This is a genomic window from Vibrio tapetis subsp. quintayensis, assembly GCF_030409945.1.
Classification (GTDB): domain Bacteria; phylum Pseudomonadota; class Gammaproteobacteria; order Enterobacterales; family Vibrionaceae; genus Vibrio; species Vibrio quintayensis.
On the sequence record NZ_JAUFQV010000004.1, the window covers coordinates 44,518 to 66,140 of the forward strand.

Here is a 21,623-nt window from a genome sequence, read left to right on the forward strand (position 1 = left end):
TGGTATCGAAGAATTTATCGTTATTTTTTAGTCGCAAATGGTTCGCGGTTTAGCGCTGATTCTCATTGCGATTTTCTTGAATATGTTTAATCAATTTGTTTAAAACGCATAGGGCGTCTCGTTCCAAAGACATAGGTAATAACGCAAGTCACAGGCCAAGATGAAAATATTGATGTTAATAAAATGTAAATATATGATTGCAGTAAGGTAAACTTTATCGTGAAGCGATGGCGACTAGCAGTACTTGTTGTTCATCTATGTTCAAGTGTTCCGAAGTGGCACACCTGAACTGTGACAATACGGAGCAGTTATGCAATTACGAAATGAACAATCGAACAACTGGCTAGCGACATCTTGGGATCGCAGCAGCGAAGCAGGGCTAAAGCCTCGCTGTTTACCTGACGATGTTCGTCTTCCCTCATCATTGCTAAAACAAAGGCGTTATCAATCGACTAACTTAATCAAAGCGGTTGAGCATTTAGCCGTGCCTTTGTTTAATCAGATGTTTGCTAGAACAGACAGCCGACTTATCTTGACCGACATTGAAGGAGTTATCCTTGCTAGTTGGGGGCAAGAAACCTTTCGTGAAAAGTTGACCGCTATTGCGTTAAGTTCTGGCTCTTGTTGGTTAGAACAACTAAAAGGAACCAACGCGATTGGTACAGCGATTGTGGAAGCCACCCCGGTGAGTATCTTAGGCGAGCAACATTTTATTCATCAGCACCGTTTTATTAGTTGCTCCGCGAGCCCGATTTTCGATCATCAGGGCCAGATGATCGGCGTGCTGGACGTAACCAGTGAGCAGCTGGAGCACGAAATGCCCGTTCAAGTATTGGTTCAAAATATGGTGCAGCTCATTGAAAATCAATTACTCAATTACATCCCTAATGGCTCGATCCGAGTAGATCTCGCCTGCGAAAAATCCTTATTGAACAGTGGGTGGCAAGGGACATTGATTGCCGATGAGTCTGGGCAGATATTGGCTCAAAATCGAGTGGCGTGTCAGTTGCTTGAGCAGGCTTCAGTGTTAGGGAATTCCATTGATGAATTATTCCAACATCGCAGTGTAGACACACATTTTGTGTTTGAAAAAAAGACGCTTGGGGTGTCCAAAGTGGTGAAAAAGCGAGTGCTACAAACCAGCTGTGATCTGCACTTTGGAGATAGCCAAATAGAGCAATCTTGGCAGCAGGCAAACCGAGTCATCGATAAAGGTGTTAGCTTGTTGATCCTAGGTGAAACAGGGGTTGGCAAAGGAGAGTTTGTTAAAGCGTTGCACAAGCAAAGCCAGCGAAAGGTTGCGCCATTGGTCGCCGTTAACTGCGGTGCATTGCCAAAAGATCTGATTGAATCTGAGCTGTTTGGTTATGCTCCCGGTGCTTTTACTGGGGCGAACGCAAAAGGTTATCAAGGAAAAATCCGCCAAGCCGACAAAGGAATTTTGTTTTTAGATGAAATAGCGGACATGCCTTTGGATGCTCAGTGCCGTTTATTACATGTTTTACAAGATAAAGTGGTCGCGCCGGTAGGCTCGAATCAGACTTATCATGTTGACTGCCAAATCATTGCGGCGACCCATAAAAACTTATCCGAACTGGTTGAACAAGGGGTATTTAGGCAAGACCTTTATTATCGCCTCAATGGATTGATTTTTACGCTACCAAGTTTGAGGCAAAGACAAGACAAGCGTGCCTTGATTGAAGCGATTCATGCTAAGCATCAACAGCATCAACAAACCATATGTCCAATCTTAATGGAAAAACTGGAACAGTACTCCTGGCCGGGAAATATCCGTGAACTCGACAACCTCCTAAAGGTGGCGAGTTTACTTTCCTCGGATGAGCCAGTACTCATGTTTGATTACGTTCCTGCTCATCTTGCTGCGGACATATCTGCGCAATCATCTGTCAACGCCTTGGAAGAGGGTGGCGTTCATCCTGAGCCTGATGGGGAAGTAAATTTAAAAACCACGGTAGAAGAAAACGTCCTACAAACCTATTTGGCCAATAAGAAAAACATCAGTAAAACATCACGGATACTGGGTATTAGTCGTAACACACTTTACCGAAAGCTAAGATCTATTGGTGGTATTTTAAAGGATTAGTACGAGCGGCCACAGTGAAGACGTGGATCTCGTGTGCGGTTTATAAAAATGGGTTTATCAACGGGATTACTGCCCGTTTATCTAGCTGCAATCGCTCAATGCAATCGCCATAGTGAGCATCAAAAATGGGACTGATCCGTTTATCTGTGCAGCGCTGTTGAAGGAATTCTGCTATTTCTGGTTTTGTTGGGTTAACGTAATAAACCAATGGCATAGGATATTGCAGCATAATGTCAGGGGCGATGATGAGATCAGGGTATTCTTCGGAAAACTGCGAAAGTATGGCTTCTATTTCATTAGCCCCAAGAGAAATGTAATCGCAGTGCCCTTTGGATAAATTATCTAGCATGTTTGCTACGTCCCCTTGCTCTAGTACTTCACAACCATTATGACGAAATAGCTCTGCATCGGCCCATGTTGCGGGCACTCCAGATCTCAACTGAGTGAATTTGCTTGTAGAGAATAAAGGCTTTATCTCTGAATAGCGCACTTTGGAGACTAGTAATAATCGCTTACCAAGCAAACCTTGATCCAGAGGTTGCTCTAATTTGATGACATTCCGCTGTGCAAACTTTGGATTACCAGCCACCGTAACGAGCAGGTCCACACTGGTGGCAAAAATATTGCCCTCATCATCTGCGGATGGATAGTCCGTGGTGTTGTTAATTAGAGGACGGCTTATGTTGAATAATGAGCGAGTCAAATCCCACTCGTAGGCCTGACGTGCTTTGGATTTATTACCATTCCAGAAATGCAGTGTGTTCACAATGTTACCTATGATAAGAATCAATTTAGTTAGGATGTCATGGTGTAACTATTAGAGAAAGCGCTTTCTATGGTTTGTGTTTTATATTGTGATCTAAATAGGCTTTATGATTCTATTTTTCTATATTTATCATTGTTTAATAGGTGAACTAGTGGCAAGTTTGTTAGTTGTTTTATTATTGATATAAATAGAAGCGCTTGCAAAATAGGAACGTTACTAATGTGAGTTAAGTTATTGTTATGTCGTAATTTGTTCTATAAGAGGCAGGGTTGAGTACTTTATCCATTCGCAGGTCATTGTGATAGGAGTCATGTTTTGTGTAATCGTGTCTGTGAACTTAAGTTATTGATAAGTCGATAATAACTCATTTTGTGTGAGTGCTATTTTTACGATTTAATCAATTGATATATAAAGCTTTATTATGAGTTTACTGCCTGGTTGGCGTAACTTGTGATCATCGTATTACTTTTCAATAATCTCGCTTGTCGTCGTGCACTTCATTACATAGTATCTCAAAAAGAAAGCGCTTTCTTTCCAAAATTGCTGCCGGAAGAGAGCGCTTATTTCAATCGCTGATTAAGGACAATATGATGCAAAAGAAGAGCAAAATAAGCTTGATGGTAATGGGTGTGATGTTAGCGGCTTCTAGCCAAGCTGCTGAGATCAAGCAAGGGGGCACTCTAACGGTTCCAATTATCAATACTGGTTTTGTTGAGAACTACAACCCATACACAACCAAAGACTTATTGCATGGGATCATGTTCGAGCCGTTACTTGTATTTAACAATATGACCGGCGAGACAGATTTTCGATTGGCTGAGTCATACCAATATTCAGATGATTTAAAAACAATAACATTAGTACTTCGCGATGGTGTTAAATGGTCTGATGGCTCAAAACTAACCGCAGACGACGTGGTATACAGCTTTCTTCTTACTAAAGACGCACCAGCGTTTGATCAGAAAGGCATTTGGTCTGGTAAAAACCTAGCAGAAGTCAAAGCAACCGATGAACGTACCGTTGTATTTGAACTAAACGAAGCGGACTCGACGTTTGTTTGGAACCTAGAGCGTTACCACATCGTACCAAAACACATATGGGACAAAGTAGAAAACCTCACTACTTTTACGAATCCTAACCCAGTGGGCAGCGGCCCAATGACCACGGTCAAATACTTAAAGCCACAACAAATGGAACTGTGTCGTAACCCGCATTACTACATCGAAAATCGTCCATACCTTGATTGTGTCAATCTACGTTCGTACAACGACAACTCTCAAATACAGCCAGCACTTATTAAAGGTGAAATCGATTGGGGTTCTAATTTCATCGCTGATGTTGAAAGTACGTTTGTTGGCGCAGATAAAGAGAACAACCATTTTTGGTATCCAGCCAACGATGCTATCCACCTTTATGTGAATACGAAAGTCGCTCCGTTTGATGATCTTAAAGTGCGTCAAGCGCTATCGATGGCACTCGATCGCGATATGATCGTAGACGTTGCGGCGTATGGCTACCCTACGGCTAACTTCAACGCTGGCGGTATCGGTGAGCTTTATAAGCAGTCTATCAACCAAGATATCAGTGATAAATACAAATCCATCACAACGTACAACCCAGAAAAAGCCAAAGCAATGCTAAAAGAAGCGGGCTTAGTTGACCGTAATGGCGATGGTTTCCGTGACGGTGCAGATGGCAAAACAGTTGAATTTGATATCGAAGTCGTGAATGGCTGGACAGACTGGATTCAAGTGGTGCAAATGGTGACCGAATACTTCGAAGAAGTGGGCATCAAAGCAAACGTGAAAACCGTCGACTGGGCTGTATACGATAGTAACTTGAAAAAGAGTGATTACACCATGTCGATCAACTGGTCGATGGTAGCGACAAACCCAATTCTGGCTTACCAAGAGTACTTCTCGACGTCTCGCATCGGTAAAACTTGGCATGCTGGTCACGGCGTTCACTCAGAAGCAATCGACGATTTGATTGATAGCTTTGGTAAGACGGGTGATAAGCAAACTCAGCAAAAAATCCTAGATGAACTGCAAGAGTTTTCGGCTCAGAACATGCCGTTTATTCCATTGTTCTCCAACCCAACGTGGTTCCAATACAGCAATAAGAAAATTGTTGGTTGGCCGAGTGAGAAAGACCCATACGTTCAGCCAGTTTGGTACGACGGAGGCAAACGCGTCATCATTTTGAACAACTTGCACCTTAAATAAGTGCATCTTAAGTAGTTGACTAAAAAGAGCCGCAGTGAGGCTGTCACTGTTTTACTGCGGTATCTAAGGATTTGTTATGTCGTTTATTTTTCGCCGATTTGGCTTTTATTTTACTGCGTTTTTAATCGCAATCTCCTTCAATTTCATGTTACCGCGGTTAATGCCGGGTGACCCTGTAGATGCTTTATTTGCGGCAGCTCAAGGCCGTATGGATCCCGCGCAAATGGATGCGGTTCGTGAAATGTACGGTTTCCTTGATGGCAATGTCTTTGAGCAATACCTTACTTACATCAAAAGTGTGTTTACGTTGGAGCTTGGCCCAAGTGTGCTGATGTTCCCGATTGATGTCTCTGAAGTGATTGCAATGGCACTACCGTGGACTATGTTTCTAGCGCTAGGTTCACTCATTGTTGCTTTGATCATTGGGGTCAGTATCGGTACTTACGCTTCTTACAATCGTGATGGTTGGTTTGGTAAAGTCGTGCCGCCTATCTTGGCCTTTGTGAGTAACTTCCCTTACATCGTTACTGCGCTACTGCTGTTTTACGTCTTTGGTTTGAAACTTGATTTGCTGCCTTTGGCGTACACTTATGACCCATCTTTAGAACCCGCTTTTAGTTGGGAGTTTATCTCTAGCGTAGCAAAACACGCCATTCTTCCTGTTGGTTCGATGATGCTCGTCGGTATCTCTACTTGGGTGTTCAATATGCGTAACGCCATGATCAATGTATTGGGTGAAGATTACGTCACCATGGCTGAAGCGAAAGGACTAAGCAATTACCGTGTCATGTCTCGATATGCAGGCCGAAATGCAATTCTTCCTGTCGCGACAGCGATTGCCATGGCGATTGGTTTCTCGTTCGCAGGTTCAATCATGACTGAGGTGGTGTTTAACTACCAAGGGCTTGGCAACATTCTGCTGAAAGGCATTGTGGCTCGTGATTATCCGCTTATCCAAGCCATCTTGCTTATTCTTGTTACTGCCGTTCTTACGGCGAACTTCATTGCTGACCTGCTGTACGTATGGTTAGACCCTCGAATCTCAAATTAGGGCTGACTCATGGAAAAGATAATGAATACCGAACTTGTGATTGAACAACAAAAGCCCATGGTGAAAGTGAAGGCGTTTTTTAGCAAATTGTATGCTTTCTTCTATGGAAACCCGCCAGCCATTATTGGTGGCTTTTTACTCACGGTTGTATTGGCTGGGGCGTTATTTGCCCCTGTGCTTTCAACTCACAATCCAGAAAAACGAGTCGCAAGACCGCACGTTGCTCCTAGTGCCGAACACATTATGGGAACGACACGCAGTGGCCGCGACGTTTATAGCCAAGTATTGCATGGAGCGAGAAAATCGCTCAGCGTCGCCATCTTTGCGGGTGCGATTGCAATGACACTAGCGGTACTTGTAGGGGTATCTTCAGGTTATTTTGGTGGAAAAATTGATGAACGTCTTAACTTCTTAACCAACGTATTTTTGGTTTTTCCGCAGCTCCCCTTATTGATCGTACTCGCCGCATTTTTAGGCCAAGTCGGATCATTAGTGATTACCATTTTACTCGGGGTCACGTCATGGCCTTGGGGGGCAAGGGTAATACGTGCTCAGACCATGGCGATTCGAAGCAAAGAGTTCATTATTTCTGCTGAGGTTATGGGAGAGTCTAAATGGCGCATCATCTTAGTTGAAATTCTGCCTAACCTTGTCTCTATCGTATTTGGTGGTTTTCTGGGCGCAGTGTTATATGCGATGGGAGCAGAAGCAGGGCTCGGCATTCTCGGTTTGGGCGATGCAACTGAAGTGAGTTGGGGCTCTATGCTGTACTGGGCACAAACTTCTTCAGCACTTTATACCGGAGCATGGTGGGAAATGATGGTGCCTGCCATTGCGTTGGCGATTACCGGTGGTGCATTGGCTTTGATCAACATGTCTATCGACCAAGTAAGTAACCCGAAACTGCGTACTGGCCCTCACATGAAATTGTGGCGCCAACTTAAAAAACAAGCTGATAAGCGTCGAGGTCTATGATGAGCAATTTACTAGAAATTAATAACCTCTGTGTCGACTACGTTTCACCAAATGGTGTGGCTCGTGCAGTAAACAACGTGAGTTTAAGTATCGCTCCGGGCGAAACACTGGGCATTGCTGGTGAATCTGGATGTGGGAAAAGCACCCTAGCTTTTGCTATCTCTCGTTTGCATAAAGCGCCAGCACTGATTTCTGAAGGGGAAATTTTATACAAAGGTGAAGACGTTCTGAAAATGAACGACAAGCAGCTACGTAATTTCCGTTGGAATGATGTATCGGTGGTGTTTCAAAGTGCCATGAACTCATTAAACCCAGTGATCACCATTGGTGAGCAACTAACAGATGTGATCATCGCTCATAAGAAAATATCGCAGAAGCAGGCAGACGAGCGTGCCATCGAGTTATTGAACATTGTCGGTATTCATGGCGATCGCCTGAACAGCTTCCCACATCAACTCAGTGGCGGTATGCGTCAACGTGTGGTTATCGCTATCGCGTTAGCGCTAGAACCGAAACTGATTATTATGGATGAGCCCACCACGGCACTGGATGTGGTGGTTGAGCGAGAAATCCTAAATGAACTGTATGATTTGAAAACCAAGTTTGGCTTTTCAATTTTATTCATCAGCCATGACTTGAGCTTGATGGGTGAAATCGCTGACCGAATCGGCGTTATGTACGCTGGCAACCTTATTGAGTTGGGCGATGCGAAGGAAGTGTTTGGTAAGCCGCAGCACCCATACACGAAAGGCTTGATTGCCTCTTTCCCGACGATTCATGGTCCGAAAGAGCGCTTGTATGGTATTCCCGGAAATCCTGTCAATTTATTAGAAATCCCGCAAGGGTGTAATTTTCAAGCTCGTTGTACTGAGTGCTTCAAACCATGTTCCAGTGCGGAACCAAGGTTACAAATGACCAATCCTGGCCATCAAGTATCGTGTCATCTGACTGAAGAGGTAGCGACATGTTAGCTAACAATGAAAAAGAAGTAATTCTGTCGGTTGATAATTTGGTGAAGGATTTCCCTGTTGGGTCATCTTCTAAAAAGAACCTGATGCGTGCGGTTAACGATGTTTCATTTGAGCTAAGAAAAGGCGAGGCATTAGCTATCGTTGGCGAGTCTGGTTCAGGAAAAAGTACGGGTGCGCGTATTTTAACTCGCATCTTCGAACACACAGAAGGTGATATTGAATTTAAGGGGCAACCGCTAAAACAATACATTGAAAAAAACGGCGAGCTTGAGTACGCCCGTCAAGTACAAATGATTTTTCAAGACCCGTTTGGCTCGCTAAACCCGGTCCATACGATTTATCACCATATCGCAAGACCGTTACTGATACATAAGCGTGCAGATAAGCATTCAGTGCCACGTTTAGTGTATGAATTACTTGAGCTAGTCGGCTTGTCACCGGTTAAGGAAACAGCAGAAAAGTTCCCACATGAACTGAGTGGCGGACAAAGACAGCGTGTTGCGATTGCTCGCGCTATTGCAGTAGATCCGGAAGTTATCTTGGCCGATGAGCCAATTTCTATGCTTGATGTGTCGGTACGTTTAGGCATCTTGAACTTGATGTCCGATCTAAAAGATAAGCATGGCATTTCGTTTATGTACATTACTCACGACATTGCGACAGCGCGATACTTTGCGGAGAAAACTGCGGTGATGTACGTCGGGCACATGGTGGAGTGGGGCGCAAGTGATAGCGTGACACAAAACCCACAGCATCCGTATTCACAATTACTTCTCTCCGCTGTTCCTGAAGTCGGCAAAAGTGGCCGCCGTGATTTGGCTGTGAAAAAGGGCGAGATCCCTATGTGGAAGCCAGATAGTGTCGGTTGCCCATTCGCGACTCGTTGTCCTAAGGCAAGTGAGCTATGTGAACAAACCATGCCTAATACCGTGAAAGTATCTGATGAGCATTTTGTACGCTGCCATAACATGTAATTAATTATTTAGCGCTCCAAGAAAGCGCTTTCTTGAGGTTTTATCATGCAACATACACACAAGGTAACTGGCGGCTTCACCGAAATGGGTGATGATCGTTATTATAAAATTGAAAATGTCGATTCAATGGCACCATTCTTTATCAGTGTTGTTTCTTCGAGCGATCACTGGTTATTTATTTCATCGACCGGTTGTTTGTCTGCTGGGCGTATTCGTCCGGAAAATGCACTGTTTCCATATCGCTCTGTTGACCATATTCACGAGAGTGCTGAAAACACCGGTTCCAAAACTGTATTTCGCGTACCAACCAAAGCAGGAGTGGTCAACTGGGAACCGTTCAACCCTCAACATGATGGCATCTATAATTTACAGAGAAACTTGTACAAAAATATAGTGGGTGACAAAGTCTTGTTTGAAGAGATTAACCACACTCTGCAACTGCGCTTTTGCTACAGCTGGTCTACGAGTGAGCAGTTTGGTTTTATTCGACGCAGTGAGTTGACGGATCTATCGAGCGTGAGTCGCTCTATAGAAATGTTAGATGGTATACAAAATATTTTACCACCAGGTGCTCCATTACCTGCTTTACAAACACGTAGTGCATTAGTGGACGCGTATAAGTGGAACGAACGAGTTGAACATAGCTCATTGGCACTGTACAGCATGTACGCTATGTTGAGTGACAAAGCGGCACCGGCGGAATCTTTACTTGCAACCAGTGTATTCAGTCTTGGGTGTGACAGTGCCAATATCTTACTTTCGTCGGGTCAATTGCAAGCATTTAGGCAAGGTAAGCCTGTTCAAGCTGAACCACTAACCAAAGGGCTTCGTGGTTCATACCTAATCAATAAAACCGTTGATCTCAAAGCGGATCAAAGTGCTAGCTGGTACATAGTGGCGGATATTGATAAGAGCCATTCTGATATTGCTCGTTTTATGCTTCAGCCGTGCAATGAAATAGACATAGAGCGCAGTATTACCGCCAATAAACAAGAGCTTATCAGCTTAATGTCTGGTGCTGATGCTTGGCAGTTGACCAATAAAGAAGAAACCTGCGTCCACCATTACGCTAACGTACTTTTCAATAATATGCGTGGTGGTGTGTTTGTTGATGGTTATCAGCTGGATATTCAAGACGTTCGAAAAACCATTACACACTCAAATAGCGTTGTAGCAAAAAGACATCAAACGTTTTTTGATCAACTTGACAATACGTTGAGTCACCAAGAACTCATTGCCTTAGCGAAATTACAAGATGATCCGCAGTTATTACGACTGTGCTATGAATATTTGCCATTAACCTTTGGCCGTCGTCATGGCGACCCAAGCCGCCCTTGGAACCATTATGAGATTAAGGTCAAAGATGAAAATGGTGACAGACTGCTTTCTTACCAAGGCAACTGGCGTGATATTTTCCAAAATTGGGAAGCCAGTGCATTAAGTTATCCGGAGTTTATCTCCTCATTCATTGCTAAGTTTACCAATGCTTCGACGATCGATGGGTATAACCCGTACCGCATTACCAAAGATGGCATTGATTGGGAGATATTAGACCCAGAAGACCCGTGGAGTAACATCGGTTACTGGGGCGATCACCAGATCATTTACTTGCTTAAGTTTCTAGAGCTTGCCAACAACTACCAGCAGACCGAACTCATTAAGTTGCTAAACCAAGATTGCTTTAGCTACGCCAACGTTCCTTATGAGCTTTGTGACGAAAAAGGCTTGTTTGCGAACCCGAAAGATACCGTCAGCTTTAATGGAAACACCCAAAAAAGAGTGGAACAAAAAGTAGATGAAATCGGCAGTGATGGACGCTTGATTTTAGATGGCGATGGTGAGGTTTACCTTGTTAACCTGACAGAAAAACTGTTAGTTCCTTTGCTTTCAAAGTTAAGTAACTTAGTGCTAGACGGTGGTATTTGGCTAAATACACAAAGGCCTGAATGGAATGATGCCAATAATGCAATTGTGGGTAACGGTTTATCCATGGTTACGCTTTATTACATGCGTCGTTATGTTGCCTTCATGCAAGAGCTATTGTGTAAAGCGCCGTCAACGGTGTCCTTATCTACCGATGTTCTTGACTGGCTAACGAGTACGGTCAAAATCTTGGAATCTGCTGGTAAAGAGATTAGGCAAAATACCGTGACTAGGCAAACACGCCGGGCAATTCTCACTAAGCTTGCGAAAGCGGCCAATGAATATCGCCAGCGCATTTACCGCACTGGTGGGTTTAGTGGAAAAACTCAAGTGGAGCTTGGAGCGATCACTCAACTAATGGATGTGAGCTTAACGGTTCTTGATGACACTATTGCGAACAACAAACGTGAAGACGGTTTGTTTAATGCTTACAACATCATTAATTATTCGGCTGAAAACCTCGAAGTGAGTGAGTTATACCCAATGCTTGAGGGCCAAGTTGCCATTTTAAGTGCAGGTGTGCTCGAGCCTAAGCAAGCAGTAGAACTGTTAGAGAACTTATTCGCTAGTGACATGTTCAGGGATGACCAGCAAAGCTTCATGCTTTATCCCGATCGTGATTTAGCCACATTTGTGAACAAGAATAACATCCCATCAGATCGATTAATTGGCAATGAGCTAGTGCAAATCATGTTGGCCAAAAATGATATTAGCATCGTCAATATTGATGCTAGTGGTGGTTACCATTTCAACCCAACGTTTGAAAATGTGGACAGCTTGAATGAAGCATTAGACGGATTGGACTATAACCAATGCGATGATGAAGCAAAGCAAGATATTCGAGATACCTATGAACAGGTCTTCAAACATAAGGAGTTTACGGGACGTTCAGGAACCATGTTTGGGTATGAAGGGTTAGGCTCTATTTATTGGCATATGGTTTCTAAATTGCTTCTAGCGGTGCAAGAGAACCACCAAATCGCTTATACGAAAAACTCCGAAAGTAATGAAACCAAACAATTGGCAGACTTCTATTACCGAGTTCGACAAGGCATTGGTTTTAACAAAACACCGGATAATTATGGGGCGTTCCCGACCGACCCTTATTCGCACACCCCAAAACAAGCGGGTGCCCAACAGCCTGGTATGACGGGACAAGTGAAAGAAGAAATTTTAACTCGTTTTGGTGAGTTGGGTCTGCATGTTCATGACGGTGTTATTGCAATTACTCCGTCCTTGTTAAAAGCAGATGAATTTTTGGATTCTTCGCAGTCGTTTAAATTCGAAAATGTAGCCGGTGAATCACAAAGTGTTTGGGTAAGCGAAGACAGCATCGCGTTTACCTACTGTCAGGTGCCATTTGTTTATCAATTGACTGGCGATAACGCGATGTCCATCAAAGTGGAATACAACAATGGAGATACTGAAGAGCGTTTTGGCAGTGAATTAACTGGTGCAGACAGCCAAACTATTTTCGCCCGGAGTGGTGCAATTAAGCAGGTTCGAGTTCAATTGCCGGAATCTTGTTTATTGTAAGCAATTCGACACCAATGAGGTGATCAGTCCACCCTAGTTAGGTGGACTTTTTATTTTCGGATAATCTCCTGTGTTGGTGACGCCATAAATGGAATTATCGATTCATAAAGGACAAAACATGAAAACGAAACAGAGCAGATTAACGATGGTTAGCTCTTTTACGGTACTGGGAATTCTTTCCGGCTGTACTGCTATAAATAATACCGATAGCAGCACCGATGAAGCAGTGGTTCTAGCACAAACACAACATGCGGTTAAGTTGTCTGATGTATCCATAACGCCAAGTGAACACTGGCAATTGGTGTGGAGCGACGAGTTTACAGGAACAGAAATCAACAAAAGAAATTGGTCATTAGAAGAAAACTGTTGGGGTGGGGGTAATAACGAACAACAGTGTTATACGAATCAAGCTGAAAATGCTTATGTGAAAGATGGGTTGCTTCATATTGTGGCGATCAAACAGGAGTACACTGGGCCTGATAACGCACAAGGAGTAATAGGGGGGGCGGAAAAAACACTTCCGTATACGTCAGCTCGTTTACGCACCCTAGATAAACGTGATAGCAAATACGGCCGCTTTGAGGTTCGAGCCAAACTACCATCTGGGCAAGGTATGTGGCCGGCGATCTGGATGCTTCCATCTGAAGACAAGTACGGTACGTGGGCGGCTTCTGGTGAAATTGATATTATGGAAGCCGTTAATCTAAAAGCTCAGTCCGATGCCGGCCATGAGCAAGGCCCAGATGGAGAATCTATTCAAGAGAATCGTATCTATGGCACTTTGCACTATGGTAAAGCTTGGCCACATAACGTTCATAGCGGCCAGAGTGCAGTGTTACCAGAAGGAGTTAACCCGGCAGACGATTTTCATACCTATGCCATCGAATGGGAAGAAGGTGAGATCCGTTGGTATGTCGATAACCTTCACTACGCAACCCAAACTCAAGATGGATGGTATAGCCAATATGAGGCTGATGGCGAATTGGTGAATGCAAAAGGCGCAGCGCCATTTGATGAAAAATTCCATTTGTTATTGAACCTAGCGGTTGGAGGATCTTGGGCGGCGAACGCGAATCATAAAGGCATCGACGAAGATATATTTCCACAAACTATGCTGGTGGACTCAGTTAAAGTATACCGCTGCTCGTTGGATCGCTGGAAAGGCAAAGGTTGTGCAAGCCGCTCTGAACAAGCAAAGTTAGTTGAAGGGCACCAAGCCCCTGCAATTTTAGCGGCAGACGACAGCTACGCAGACGGACCAACATTAGACATCTTTACCGATGCCCTTAATAGCAGCTTGGCTTACGCTAGCTACGATCCTGTAGACATCGTTGAGCATAAAGAACGAGAAGAAGCAGGGCGTGGCACCGTGCTGCAAGTAACTAAAAAAAATGGTTCGGGTAATATCTATTTTCGTTCACCGGTGACCGACGTGAGCCATTGGCGTGAATCCGGTATGCTGGTATTTGATATTCAAGTTGAAAGTATGGGTGACAGTGCTGAGCTACTGATCAAAATGGACAGTGGTTGGCCAAAAACCAGCGACTATACCGTTCCACTGCCAACGTTAGGTGAATGGGGCACGGTTCGTATCTCAATCGATGATATTTTAAGCAGTGATAACCGTTTTGAAGGCGGCAATCAAGCAGATCCGAAAGCCATAAGTAACCTTTTAGTATTTGAACCACAAGGTGCAATGAGCTTTAAGCTTGATAACATTCGTTTCGAAAAGTAGTACTTATCTGCTTTAGTTCTGTTAACCCCTTTCATTAAGGGGTTATATTTCATATTTGAATAAAAAAAGGTAAATTTAAACAAAGCTATGATGTTTGTTAATAAATAATTAACTTATTGACATTTCTCACGGTGATTATTTGAATAAACCGTTATAGTTCTGCTCCGTTTTTATAACTCTTTGTTTGAATGAACTGCACCTCGTTACGTCGAATGATGATCACTGCCAGCTTATTTAGTTGGATGTTGATTGCATTAATGCCTGTGATTAATGCTCACGGGCAAGCGGCAGGTGTATGGGCAACACTCTGTACGGCAAATGGATTCGAACGCGTTTTCGTTCGTGATTCCGTTACGGGATCTTCAGCCGTAACGTCTTCGCTAGAGACAAGTAATCATCATAACGGGCCATCTTGCCCTGCGAGCCATTTTTCATATCACCAAGATTTTGCTATTTCACCCGCACTGTTACTGGTGCAAGCTCGCCTAATTAAGGTACGTGTTCGTCACGCTATTCATCAATCGAGTTATCGTAAATTACGCTTCCCTCGCGCTCCTCCCGTCGTTTTCTCTTTCGCTTAAGTCATATCAATTAATCATTTACTACATTCAAAGCTGCGTGTTTTGTTGTGGCGCTTTTGTCTTCGAAAAAGAGCCCGCGTTCACGCTAAAAAGGAAAATTCGATGTCTGAACCATCAAAGACACAAGCTACGGAAGCTCAACAATTAAAATCTCGCTACTTTCTTACTTGGCGTTGGCATTTTTATGCTGGGCTATTTGTTATCCCTTTTATGCTAATGCTGAGCCTAACCGGCTTAGTCATGCTGTTTGACCAAGAAATAGAAGAAATTCGCTACGGTGATGTCATTCAAATATCACCCCAAGAAACGCAACAGCCATTAGTCACTTCGGCTCAACTTGAAACGGTTAAGCGAGCTTTTCCTGGCTATACCGTTACTCAGTTTATTCCAGCCAAAACGGCTGAGGTTGCGAATAGGTTTTCCATAAAAGATGCTGACGGAACCACCTTATTTGTCACCATTAACCAATATACCGGTGAGGTGCTAGGTACTATCGATAGAAGCGACAGTTGGTACCAATTGGCTAACGATATTCACGGAACATTGTTAATTGGTGATTGGGGTGATCATTTAGTCGAAGTCGCAGCCAGTTTAAGTATTTTGCTACTGGTGACGGGCATTTACCTCTGGTTACCCTTAGATAATGCCTCTAAAGCTGGCTTCTTGAAAGTAAGAACTAACAGCGGGCCTCGTATATTAATGCGCGATTTACATGCCAATTTAGGCGGAACACTGTCATTTGTTTTACTGTTCTTTGTTCTTTCCGGTTTAGCTTGGGCAGGCGTATGGGGTGGTAAACTTGTACAACCATGGAGTACGTTCCCAGCCCAAAAATGGTCCGAGGTGCCGCTTTCCACATTAACGCATCAGTCATTGAATCACGGCTCTGAAGAAGAGCTACCTTGGAACCTTGAACAAACGCCATTGCCTGCTTCTAGCCATGATCACAGTAAAATGGGCGAAGGTGACAACGTCGTGCTGGAATCAACACTGAATATTGATCATATAGAGCAGAAAATCCGTCATTTGGGCTATGGCAATTACAAGCTGAGTTTCCCGCGCGGCGAAACCGGAGTATTTACTGCCTCTGCTAATACCATGAGCGGAGATATCATCGACCCCACTCAAGACCGTACAACACACTTTGACCAATACTCAGGTGACGTATTAGCGGACGTGACATGGCAAGATTATGGAGTGATCGCAAAAATGATGGCAGCAGGTATTGCGCTACACCAAGGTGACATCAGTATTGTGAACAAATTGTTGAATGTATTTTTTTGCCTTGTCTTTATGTTGATTTCAATAACCGGTGCGGTCATGTGGTGGATAAGACGACCGAAGCAGAGCAAGACCTTAGGTGCTCCAGCACGTTTTACCCATCAGGGTATATGGAAATCAGGATTAGCTGCACTTGCGTTTATCTGTATTATGTTCCCACTCGCAGGTTCCAGTATCGTTGCAGTGTTGTTGCTCGACTGGTTAGTGTTCAGCCGTTCTAAAGCGCTAAAGTTTGCACTGAAAGGCGAGTAGGCGATGGTTTTTTACGTGCGATATCGCCGTTTCTTAATCCAGATTGAGGAATCAAATCGGTATTAAAGGCAACATCCACACTTTAAGAACAGCCATACACAGCGTGTGGCTGTTCTTTTTTGTGTCGCTGTTACGCGAATCGATAATACAAACAATGATTTAGAGGATTGGCCGTGAGCACTTTGTTTACAGAAACCCGTATCGGAACAATGAGACTAAAAAACCGCTTTGTCCGAAGCGCAACGTGGGAAAACATGGCAACAGAAGACGGTCACGTGACCGATAAGTTGTATGACATCTACGAAGAACTGGCGAAAGGCGAAGTGGGTTTGATCGTAACGGGGTATGCAAATATTGTTGAAGAGGAGAAGCCCAATGCTGGCATGATGGGCATGTTGAATACTGATCTTAACCACGAAATATGGATAATGGATTAAGTAAATACAAACAATTGAGAGACTAATTGTGGCAACCAAGAAAACATGAACAGAGCGTGGTTTAGAATCATATCAGTGAGGTCTACATTCACTGTTTATTATTCAACATTTCGGTAATAAACTGAGATCGAATCTTATCGATGAGGCCTTCTTGTTGCATCTCTTTTAGCACCTCCGTCAGTTTGGGAACAAGATGCTCATTTTTTTTATGAAGATAATGAAAAAGTGGATAGGTTTGCAGAACACTCTGATGAAGCGGCTGTTTTTGTGCAGCATTAAACTTCGCTGTAAGGGGGATACTGGTGATGTGGGCAATCACAATAATGTCGCATCGATCTTTTGCTAGCATGCCAAAAAGCTGTGTATTTGAGTTTACAGGATTGGCTTCGATGTTGCTTAGTCCGACTTCAGAGAATTTTACTCCATTACGAAAACAAACTTCATGGTTAGCTAAGTCTTCCCATGTGTTCAAAGATAGATTTCCATTCTTAGTAATCGCTAGACCTTCCATTTTACCTATAGGGATAGGAATCATAATTAAATTATTGTACTTATATTGGATATTTTTAATTCTATAGAGCTCTCCGTCTACCGAGCCTGTATTTGCCACAACTATTGCTCTTTCTGCGGGAAGACTCTCAACAGACATAACCATACCCAAACGGTTATATGCTTCTCGCATTACACGTTCACTAATTTTTGCATAAGATGATTTTTCAATAGTGGTAAATATAATATCGCTCTTAGCTTGGACGACTACAGAGGTTGAAAGTGATATAATTGCAACCAGTTTTATAGTTAATATATTTATTCTTGTTAAGAAAAACATTAGAAAACCGTAGTTTATGATCACATGTTTCCCCTTTAAACACTTATTTAAGCTTTCAATTATATTAATCATTGGCTAGAAAACACGATTTGTCAAAATAGAGGGGTGGGCAAGCAATAAGCTTGGCTAAGAGTTGCTTTACACTGGAAGTTTGAGTACAGAGTTACTAGAGTGCAAAACGGGCGAACCGAGAAATTATTACTGCATTCCCCGAAACGCTCCGGCTGGTGGGAATCCCTTTGCATTCGACAGGTCTTTGGCACCTACTGATTAGAAGATACATCAGTATGTGTTAGTGATATAAAATATTAGTAACTGATGAATTCAATCAGGTAGCCCCCAACTCGCTTCATTGTTATTTGAATTTTGACTATTATATTATTTGGTTATAAGTCTAGTAGGGGGAGTATTGCGATAAATCATAATTTCTAACTTTACTATTATTGATAGTTATGACATTTATTTATGTTTGGATATGTAGATTAGTTGTTAATTTAAGTATGGATGACGACCATACTGATTTTAAATGGAATCAAGATCTTGTTTTTTATAAAAAACATATATTAATTATGATAATTGAAAATCGTTTTATAAATTCATGATATATATGTTTGACCATGTAGCAATGATGTTTTTATATTTTAGCTTGGCATTAATTAGTAACTCTTTATGTATGGTGATTTTTCAATAAATTACCTTTCATATTAATTGGGATTTTTATCTTGATGTTATTAATAATGACAATTTAGTCAATAATATACGCCGTGCTGTGTGGGTACCATTAATTACCCATAGTAAATACGATTAATGCTGGTTATTAATCGTTTAGCTAGTTAAGTCAATAAAATATACATCCTATATAAATTGGAGATATTATGAAGTTAGATCAGGCTAGGTTTCTACTCACTCTTGCGATTCTCTCACCTTCGACATTTGCCGCCATGCATTCTGTTCAGCACACTGATGCACAGGTGTTTGATCAACACGTTATTCAGTTTTCGCCCCCAGCGGATGCTCGCTCTAGTGGGAACGAGTATATAACGAGTAATTACATTTCAATGCTCGAAAAGCGAGCTCACCACGCACTGTTTGAGGCGAAGTTAACGGAACTAACGTTGGCTAAAGTCAAAATGGCGGATGGAAATACTTACAACCGAATCATGCTACCTGATGGTGCCGCACCTAATGAGCCGGGGAAACCTAATTTAACGGGGTATCGCCAACTCGTCCGCATTCCTGACGGTGTAAAACTGGAGTTATCAGTTGAAGATGTTGAATGGTCAAAAGTCTATACCGATATGGTTATTGACCCCGTTCAACTGCCGTTCCCTGATGTGGTTGAAGAAGATGGTAATCGTCCCGATTTAAACATGCAATTTGTGAAAGATGATGCTGCGTACAAGGTTCTTCCTGATAGCGCGCACCCTTTGGTTTCTGTTGTGGACAGCGTACATGTTCGTGGTAAGAGTTACGCGGTAATCTCATATCGTCCAATTCAGTTTAACCCCGTTAAAAAAACTGTACGTTTTGCACAAAAAGTACGTTTTAAAATTAACTACATTTTGTCTGATGTCAGTACACCAACGCGTCAAGACAAACTTGAATTTGATGCCGAGAAAAAATCGGTAATTGATTTGCGTGATGATAAAACGAAGTCGCAGAAAAAAGTAGACAGCGTACCGTTATCAAAACATGAGGCAGATCTTACGCCTGCTCAAAAGGCAGATTACTTGATCATTACGGCAGACCGATTTCAAAAAGCGGTTGAACCGCTTGCGGCATGGAAGCGTAAAAAGGGTTATCAAGTCCATGTTGCGACGGTTACGGATGTTGGCGACACTCAAGCACAAATAAAAGCTTATATCAAAGACGCTTACAGTAAAGGCACGATGACATCTTATGTCCTGTTTGTTGGTGATCATGAAGATATTCCTGGCTACGAAATTGTCGGTCACCCTTACCATGGAAAAGATCACCGTTGGCATACCGATTACGAATATGCGTTAGTTGATGGCGAAGATCGATATGCTGATGTCGTTATTGGGCGTTTACCTGGGGATACTGAAGCTCAAATAACGACGATGGTAAACCGGAGTTTAAGTTATGAACTAAACCCTACAGATTCAGATCGCTATAAGCATGTTCTGCTTGCGGGGCAGTATCAAGATAGGGATGCAGACCGAGTTGCCGATCGCATGTTTATGGAAGACTTGCATCGAGCAGCCGACTTTTTAGGCCCAGACTTCGATTTTTTCTCTGGGCAAGGAGATAGGTTCAATAAAGGTTATCAAGTTCATACCGCGTTGCAATGGGATGCGGACTTAACTAAAGAGCTTAAATATGATGGCTGGAGTTACGGCAGTGCTCGTGTTACTCCGCCAAGTACGGTACCTCAAATTTGGAAAGATCAAGGCAATGGCGATCATGTTCAAATTGCCGATGCAATTAACCAAGGAGTCGGTTTTGTAATGCATCGAGATCATGGCTATGGCAATGGTTCTGGCTGGGCTGACCCTCACTATACCGCAACAGAAGTGAACGCATTAGTTAACGGTAACATGGCTCCGTTTGTTTTTAGCTTGAACTGTGCGACGGGTTGGTTTGATGGAAAAGACTCCTTTGCTGAGTCTTGGATGCGTAATGCCAATGGTGGCGCTGTTGGTTTTACAGGAGCGGCTCGTGTGAGTTATTCCGGTAATAATGACCTGATGCACGCCGCCATTTTAGATAGCCTTTGGGATGACTATGATGGTGCGTGGTCAAGTGCGATTTATCCGGTATCTTGGCGTCCGGCAATGGCGTTGAACCGAGCAAAAGATCGTTTATTTGGGCACTACGGAACAGAAGATACGTACGCAGTGTTAACCGCGCGGTTCTTTAGCTGGTTTGGCGATCCAGAACTTGAATTACGCACGGAAAGACCAACGGAATTAACCGTAACTTACCCTGCTAAATTAGAGAAAAGCGGCAATGCCAAATTTGATGTGATTGTCCGTGAGGGCGAGAGCCGTTTGGCAAAAGCGCGAGTCGCGCTGGTATCTGCGTCTGGTACATCTCACGTAGTGATGACAGATCAAAATGGTGTTGCGAAGTTTGACGTTCCGGTAGAAGGCAATATGAGCCTAACGGTTACCGAGCACAACGCCAAAGCATATCAAGGCCGAATTCAAGTTGAAGGGCAGGGGATTCAAGCTCGAGTAACGGATAACGTTATTGCAGAAGCTTCTCAATGGGTCGCGCTAGATGGGACCAAATCTTTGGTTCCAAAAGGAACACAAGTCCGCTATTCATGGCAGCAAATTGAAGGGCCAAAAGTGCGTATTGATTATGCCGATAGCCGCTTTGCTTATGCGATCACACCTAATTACAGCTCTGTGCTGAAGTTCAAGCTAACCATTACGGACCAAACAGGGGCTTCTGATTCTGCAATCCAAACGATAACAGTGAAAGGGGTAGAAGACAGTAATAAAGCACCAATTGCCGTTGCTAAAGACACGATGAGTAGAGCCAATCAATGGATAGAGTTAGACGGCACTCAATCATCAGATCCCGACGGTAAGATAGTCAACTACCAATGGAATCAGGTCAGCGGGTCAAAAGCGGAAGTTGCCTATCCAAACAGCAGGTTTGCTTATGCATTTGCATCAAATGCTGAAAATACCTTGAAGTTTGAACTCACAGTAACCGACAACGAGGGTAAAAGTTCTTCATCTATTGCGACCGTAATAGGGAGAAAGAACTGATTTATTTTTAGATCAATTTTATAGATGAACTCTCGTATAAAAGATCCGTCTTCATAAAGACGGATCTTTCTTCTACGGGGGATTAGGCTCGAGATTACGTTTCTAACAATCAAATATCCTTAAGTGCAACATCAAGCAATCTTTCTAAGCCGGATAAACACCGATGTCATTGCTGTCATTGCTGTCATTACTGAGGGATCTTGACGGGATAAGTACCAATCGATTCTGTCATGCTCTTAC

At 43.1% G+C, this 21,623-nt stretch carries 13 protein-coding genes and 1 pseudogene; 12 read left to right on the top strand and 2 right to left on the bottom strand.

The annotated features are described in order from the left end of the window. Positions 1 to 310: 310 nt before the first annotated feature. Positions 311 to 2,104 carry a sigma-54-dependent Fis family transcriptional regulator gene (locus QWZ04_RS00780; RefSeq protein WP_290324060.1) on the top strand — a complete coding sequence of 598 codons (1,794 nt, stop codon included), beginning with the start codon at positions 311 to 313 and terminating at the stop codon, positions 2,102 to 2,104. A gap of 40 nt (positions 2,105 to 2,144) precedes the next feature. Here QWZ04_RS00780 and QWZ04_RS00785 read toward each other — a convergent pair whose 3' ends face one another. After that, positions 2,145 to 2,870 (bottom strand): ABC transporter substrate-binding protein, encoded by a 726-nt coding sequence (locus tag QWZ04_RS00785; RefSeq protein ID WP_290324061.1) that lies wholly within the window; start codon positions 2,868 to 2,870, stop codon positions 2,145 to 2,147. A gap of 590 nt (positions 2,871 to 3,460) precedes the next feature. Between QWZ04_RS00785 and QWZ04_RS00790 the strand changes: the two genes are divergently transcribed. The 10 genes and pseudogenes from QWZ04_RS00790 to QWZ04_RS00835 form a co-directional block, all read left to right on the top strand. Then, on the top strand, positions 3,461 to 5,095 hold the full coding sequence (locus QWZ04_RS00790; protein ID WP_290324081.1) for an ABC transporter substrate-binding protein: 1,635 nt from the start codon (positions 3,461 to 3,463) through the stop codon (positions 5,093 to 5,095). Positions 5,096 to 5,171: 76 nt separating this feature from the next. Further along, the gene (locus tag QWZ04_RS00795; RefSeq protein ID WP_290324063.1) at positions 5,172 to 6,146 is read left to right on the top strand and encodes an ABC transporter permease; all 975 of its coding nucleotides are present in this window, start codon (positions 5,172 to 5,174) and stop codon (positions 6,144 to 6,146) included. Between the two features lie 57 nt (positions 6,147 to 6,203). Continuing rightward, positions 6,204 to 7,121: an ABC transporter permease gene (locus QWZ04_RS00800; RefSeq protein ID WP_231898001.1), complete on the top strand. Its 918-nt coding sequence runs from the start codon at positions 6,204 to 6,206 to the stop codon at positions 7,119 to 7,121. After that, on the top strand, positions 7,121 to 8,092 hold the full coding sequence (locus QWZ04_RS00805; protein ID WP_290324086.1) for an ABC transporter ATP-binding protein: 972 nt from the start codon (positions 7,121 to 7,123) through the stop codon (positions 8,090 to 8,092). Before QWZ04_RS00800 ends, QWZ04_RS00805 begins: the two co-directional genes overlap by 1 nt. After that, the gene (locus QWZ04_RS00810) at positions 8,086 to 9,066 is read left to right on the top strand and encodes an ABC transporter ATP-binding protein (RefSeq protein WP_290324065.1); all 981 of its coding nucleotides are present in this window, start codon (positions 8,086 to 8,088) and stop codon (positions 9,064 to 9,066) included. The genes QWZ04_RS00805 and QWZ04_RS00810 overlap by 7 nt, the downstream gene beginning before the upstream one ends. 45 nt (positions 9,067 to 9,111) lie before the next feature. Continuing rightward, positions 9,112 to 12,525, top strand: coding sequence for a 1,3-beta-D-glucan phosphorylase, GH149 family (locus QWZ04_RS00815; protein WP_290324068.1), 3,414 nt, complete (start codon positions 9,112 to 9,114; stop codon positions 12,523 to 12,525). 118 nt (positions 12,526 to 12,643) lie between these two features. Continuing rightward, positions 12,644 to 14,260, top strand: coding sequence for a glycoside hydrolase family 16 protein (locus QWZ04_RS00820; RefSeq protein ID WP_290324070.1), 1,617 nt, complete (start codon positions 12,644 to 12,646; stop codon positions 14,258 to 14,260). 212 nt (positions 14,261 to 14,472) lie between these two features. Then, the gene (locus tag QWZ04_RS00825) at positions 14,473 to 14,841 is read left to right on the top strand and encodes a hypothetical protein (protein WP_290324072.1); all 369 of its coding nucleotides are present in this window, start codon (positions 14,473 to 14,475) and stop codon (positions 14,839 to 14,841) included. A 102-nt stretch (positions 14,842 to 14,943) separates the two neighbouring features. Further along, positions 14,944 to 16,374 (top strand): PepSY-associated TM helix domain-containing protein, encoded by a 1,431-nt coding sequence (locus tag QWZ04_RS00830; RefSeq protein WP_290324074.1) that lies wholly within the window; start codon positions 14,944 to 14,946, stop codon positions 16,372 to 16,374. A gap of 173 nt (positions 16,375 to 16,547) precedes the next feature. Then, positions 16,548 to 16,793 (top strand): annotated as a pseudogene (locus QWZ04_RS00835) (oxidoreductase); the annotation flags it as partial. 106 nt (positions 16,794 to 16,899) lie between these two features. Here the strand turns inward: QWZ04_RS00835 and QWZ04_RS00840 are convergent. Then, positions 16,900 to 17,664 carry a type 2 periplasmic-binding domain-containing protein gene (locus QWZ04_RS00840; protein WP_290324075.1) on the bottom strand — a complete coding sequence of 255 codons (765 nt, stop codon included), beginning with the start codon at positions 17,662 to 17,664 and terminating at the stop codon, positions 16,900 to 16,902. Between the two features lie 851 nt (positions 17,665 to 18,515). On the opposite strand from QWZ04_RS00840, the gene QWZ04_RS00845 reads away from it, so the two are divergent. After that, positions 18,516 to 21,383 (top strand): C25 family cysteine peptidase, encoded by a 2,868-nt coding sequence (locus tag QWZ04_RS00845; RefSeq protein ID WP_290324077.1) that lies wholly within the window; start codon positions 18,516 to 18,518, stop codon positions 21,381 to 21,383. Positions 21,384 to 21,623 lie beyond the last annotated feature (240 nt).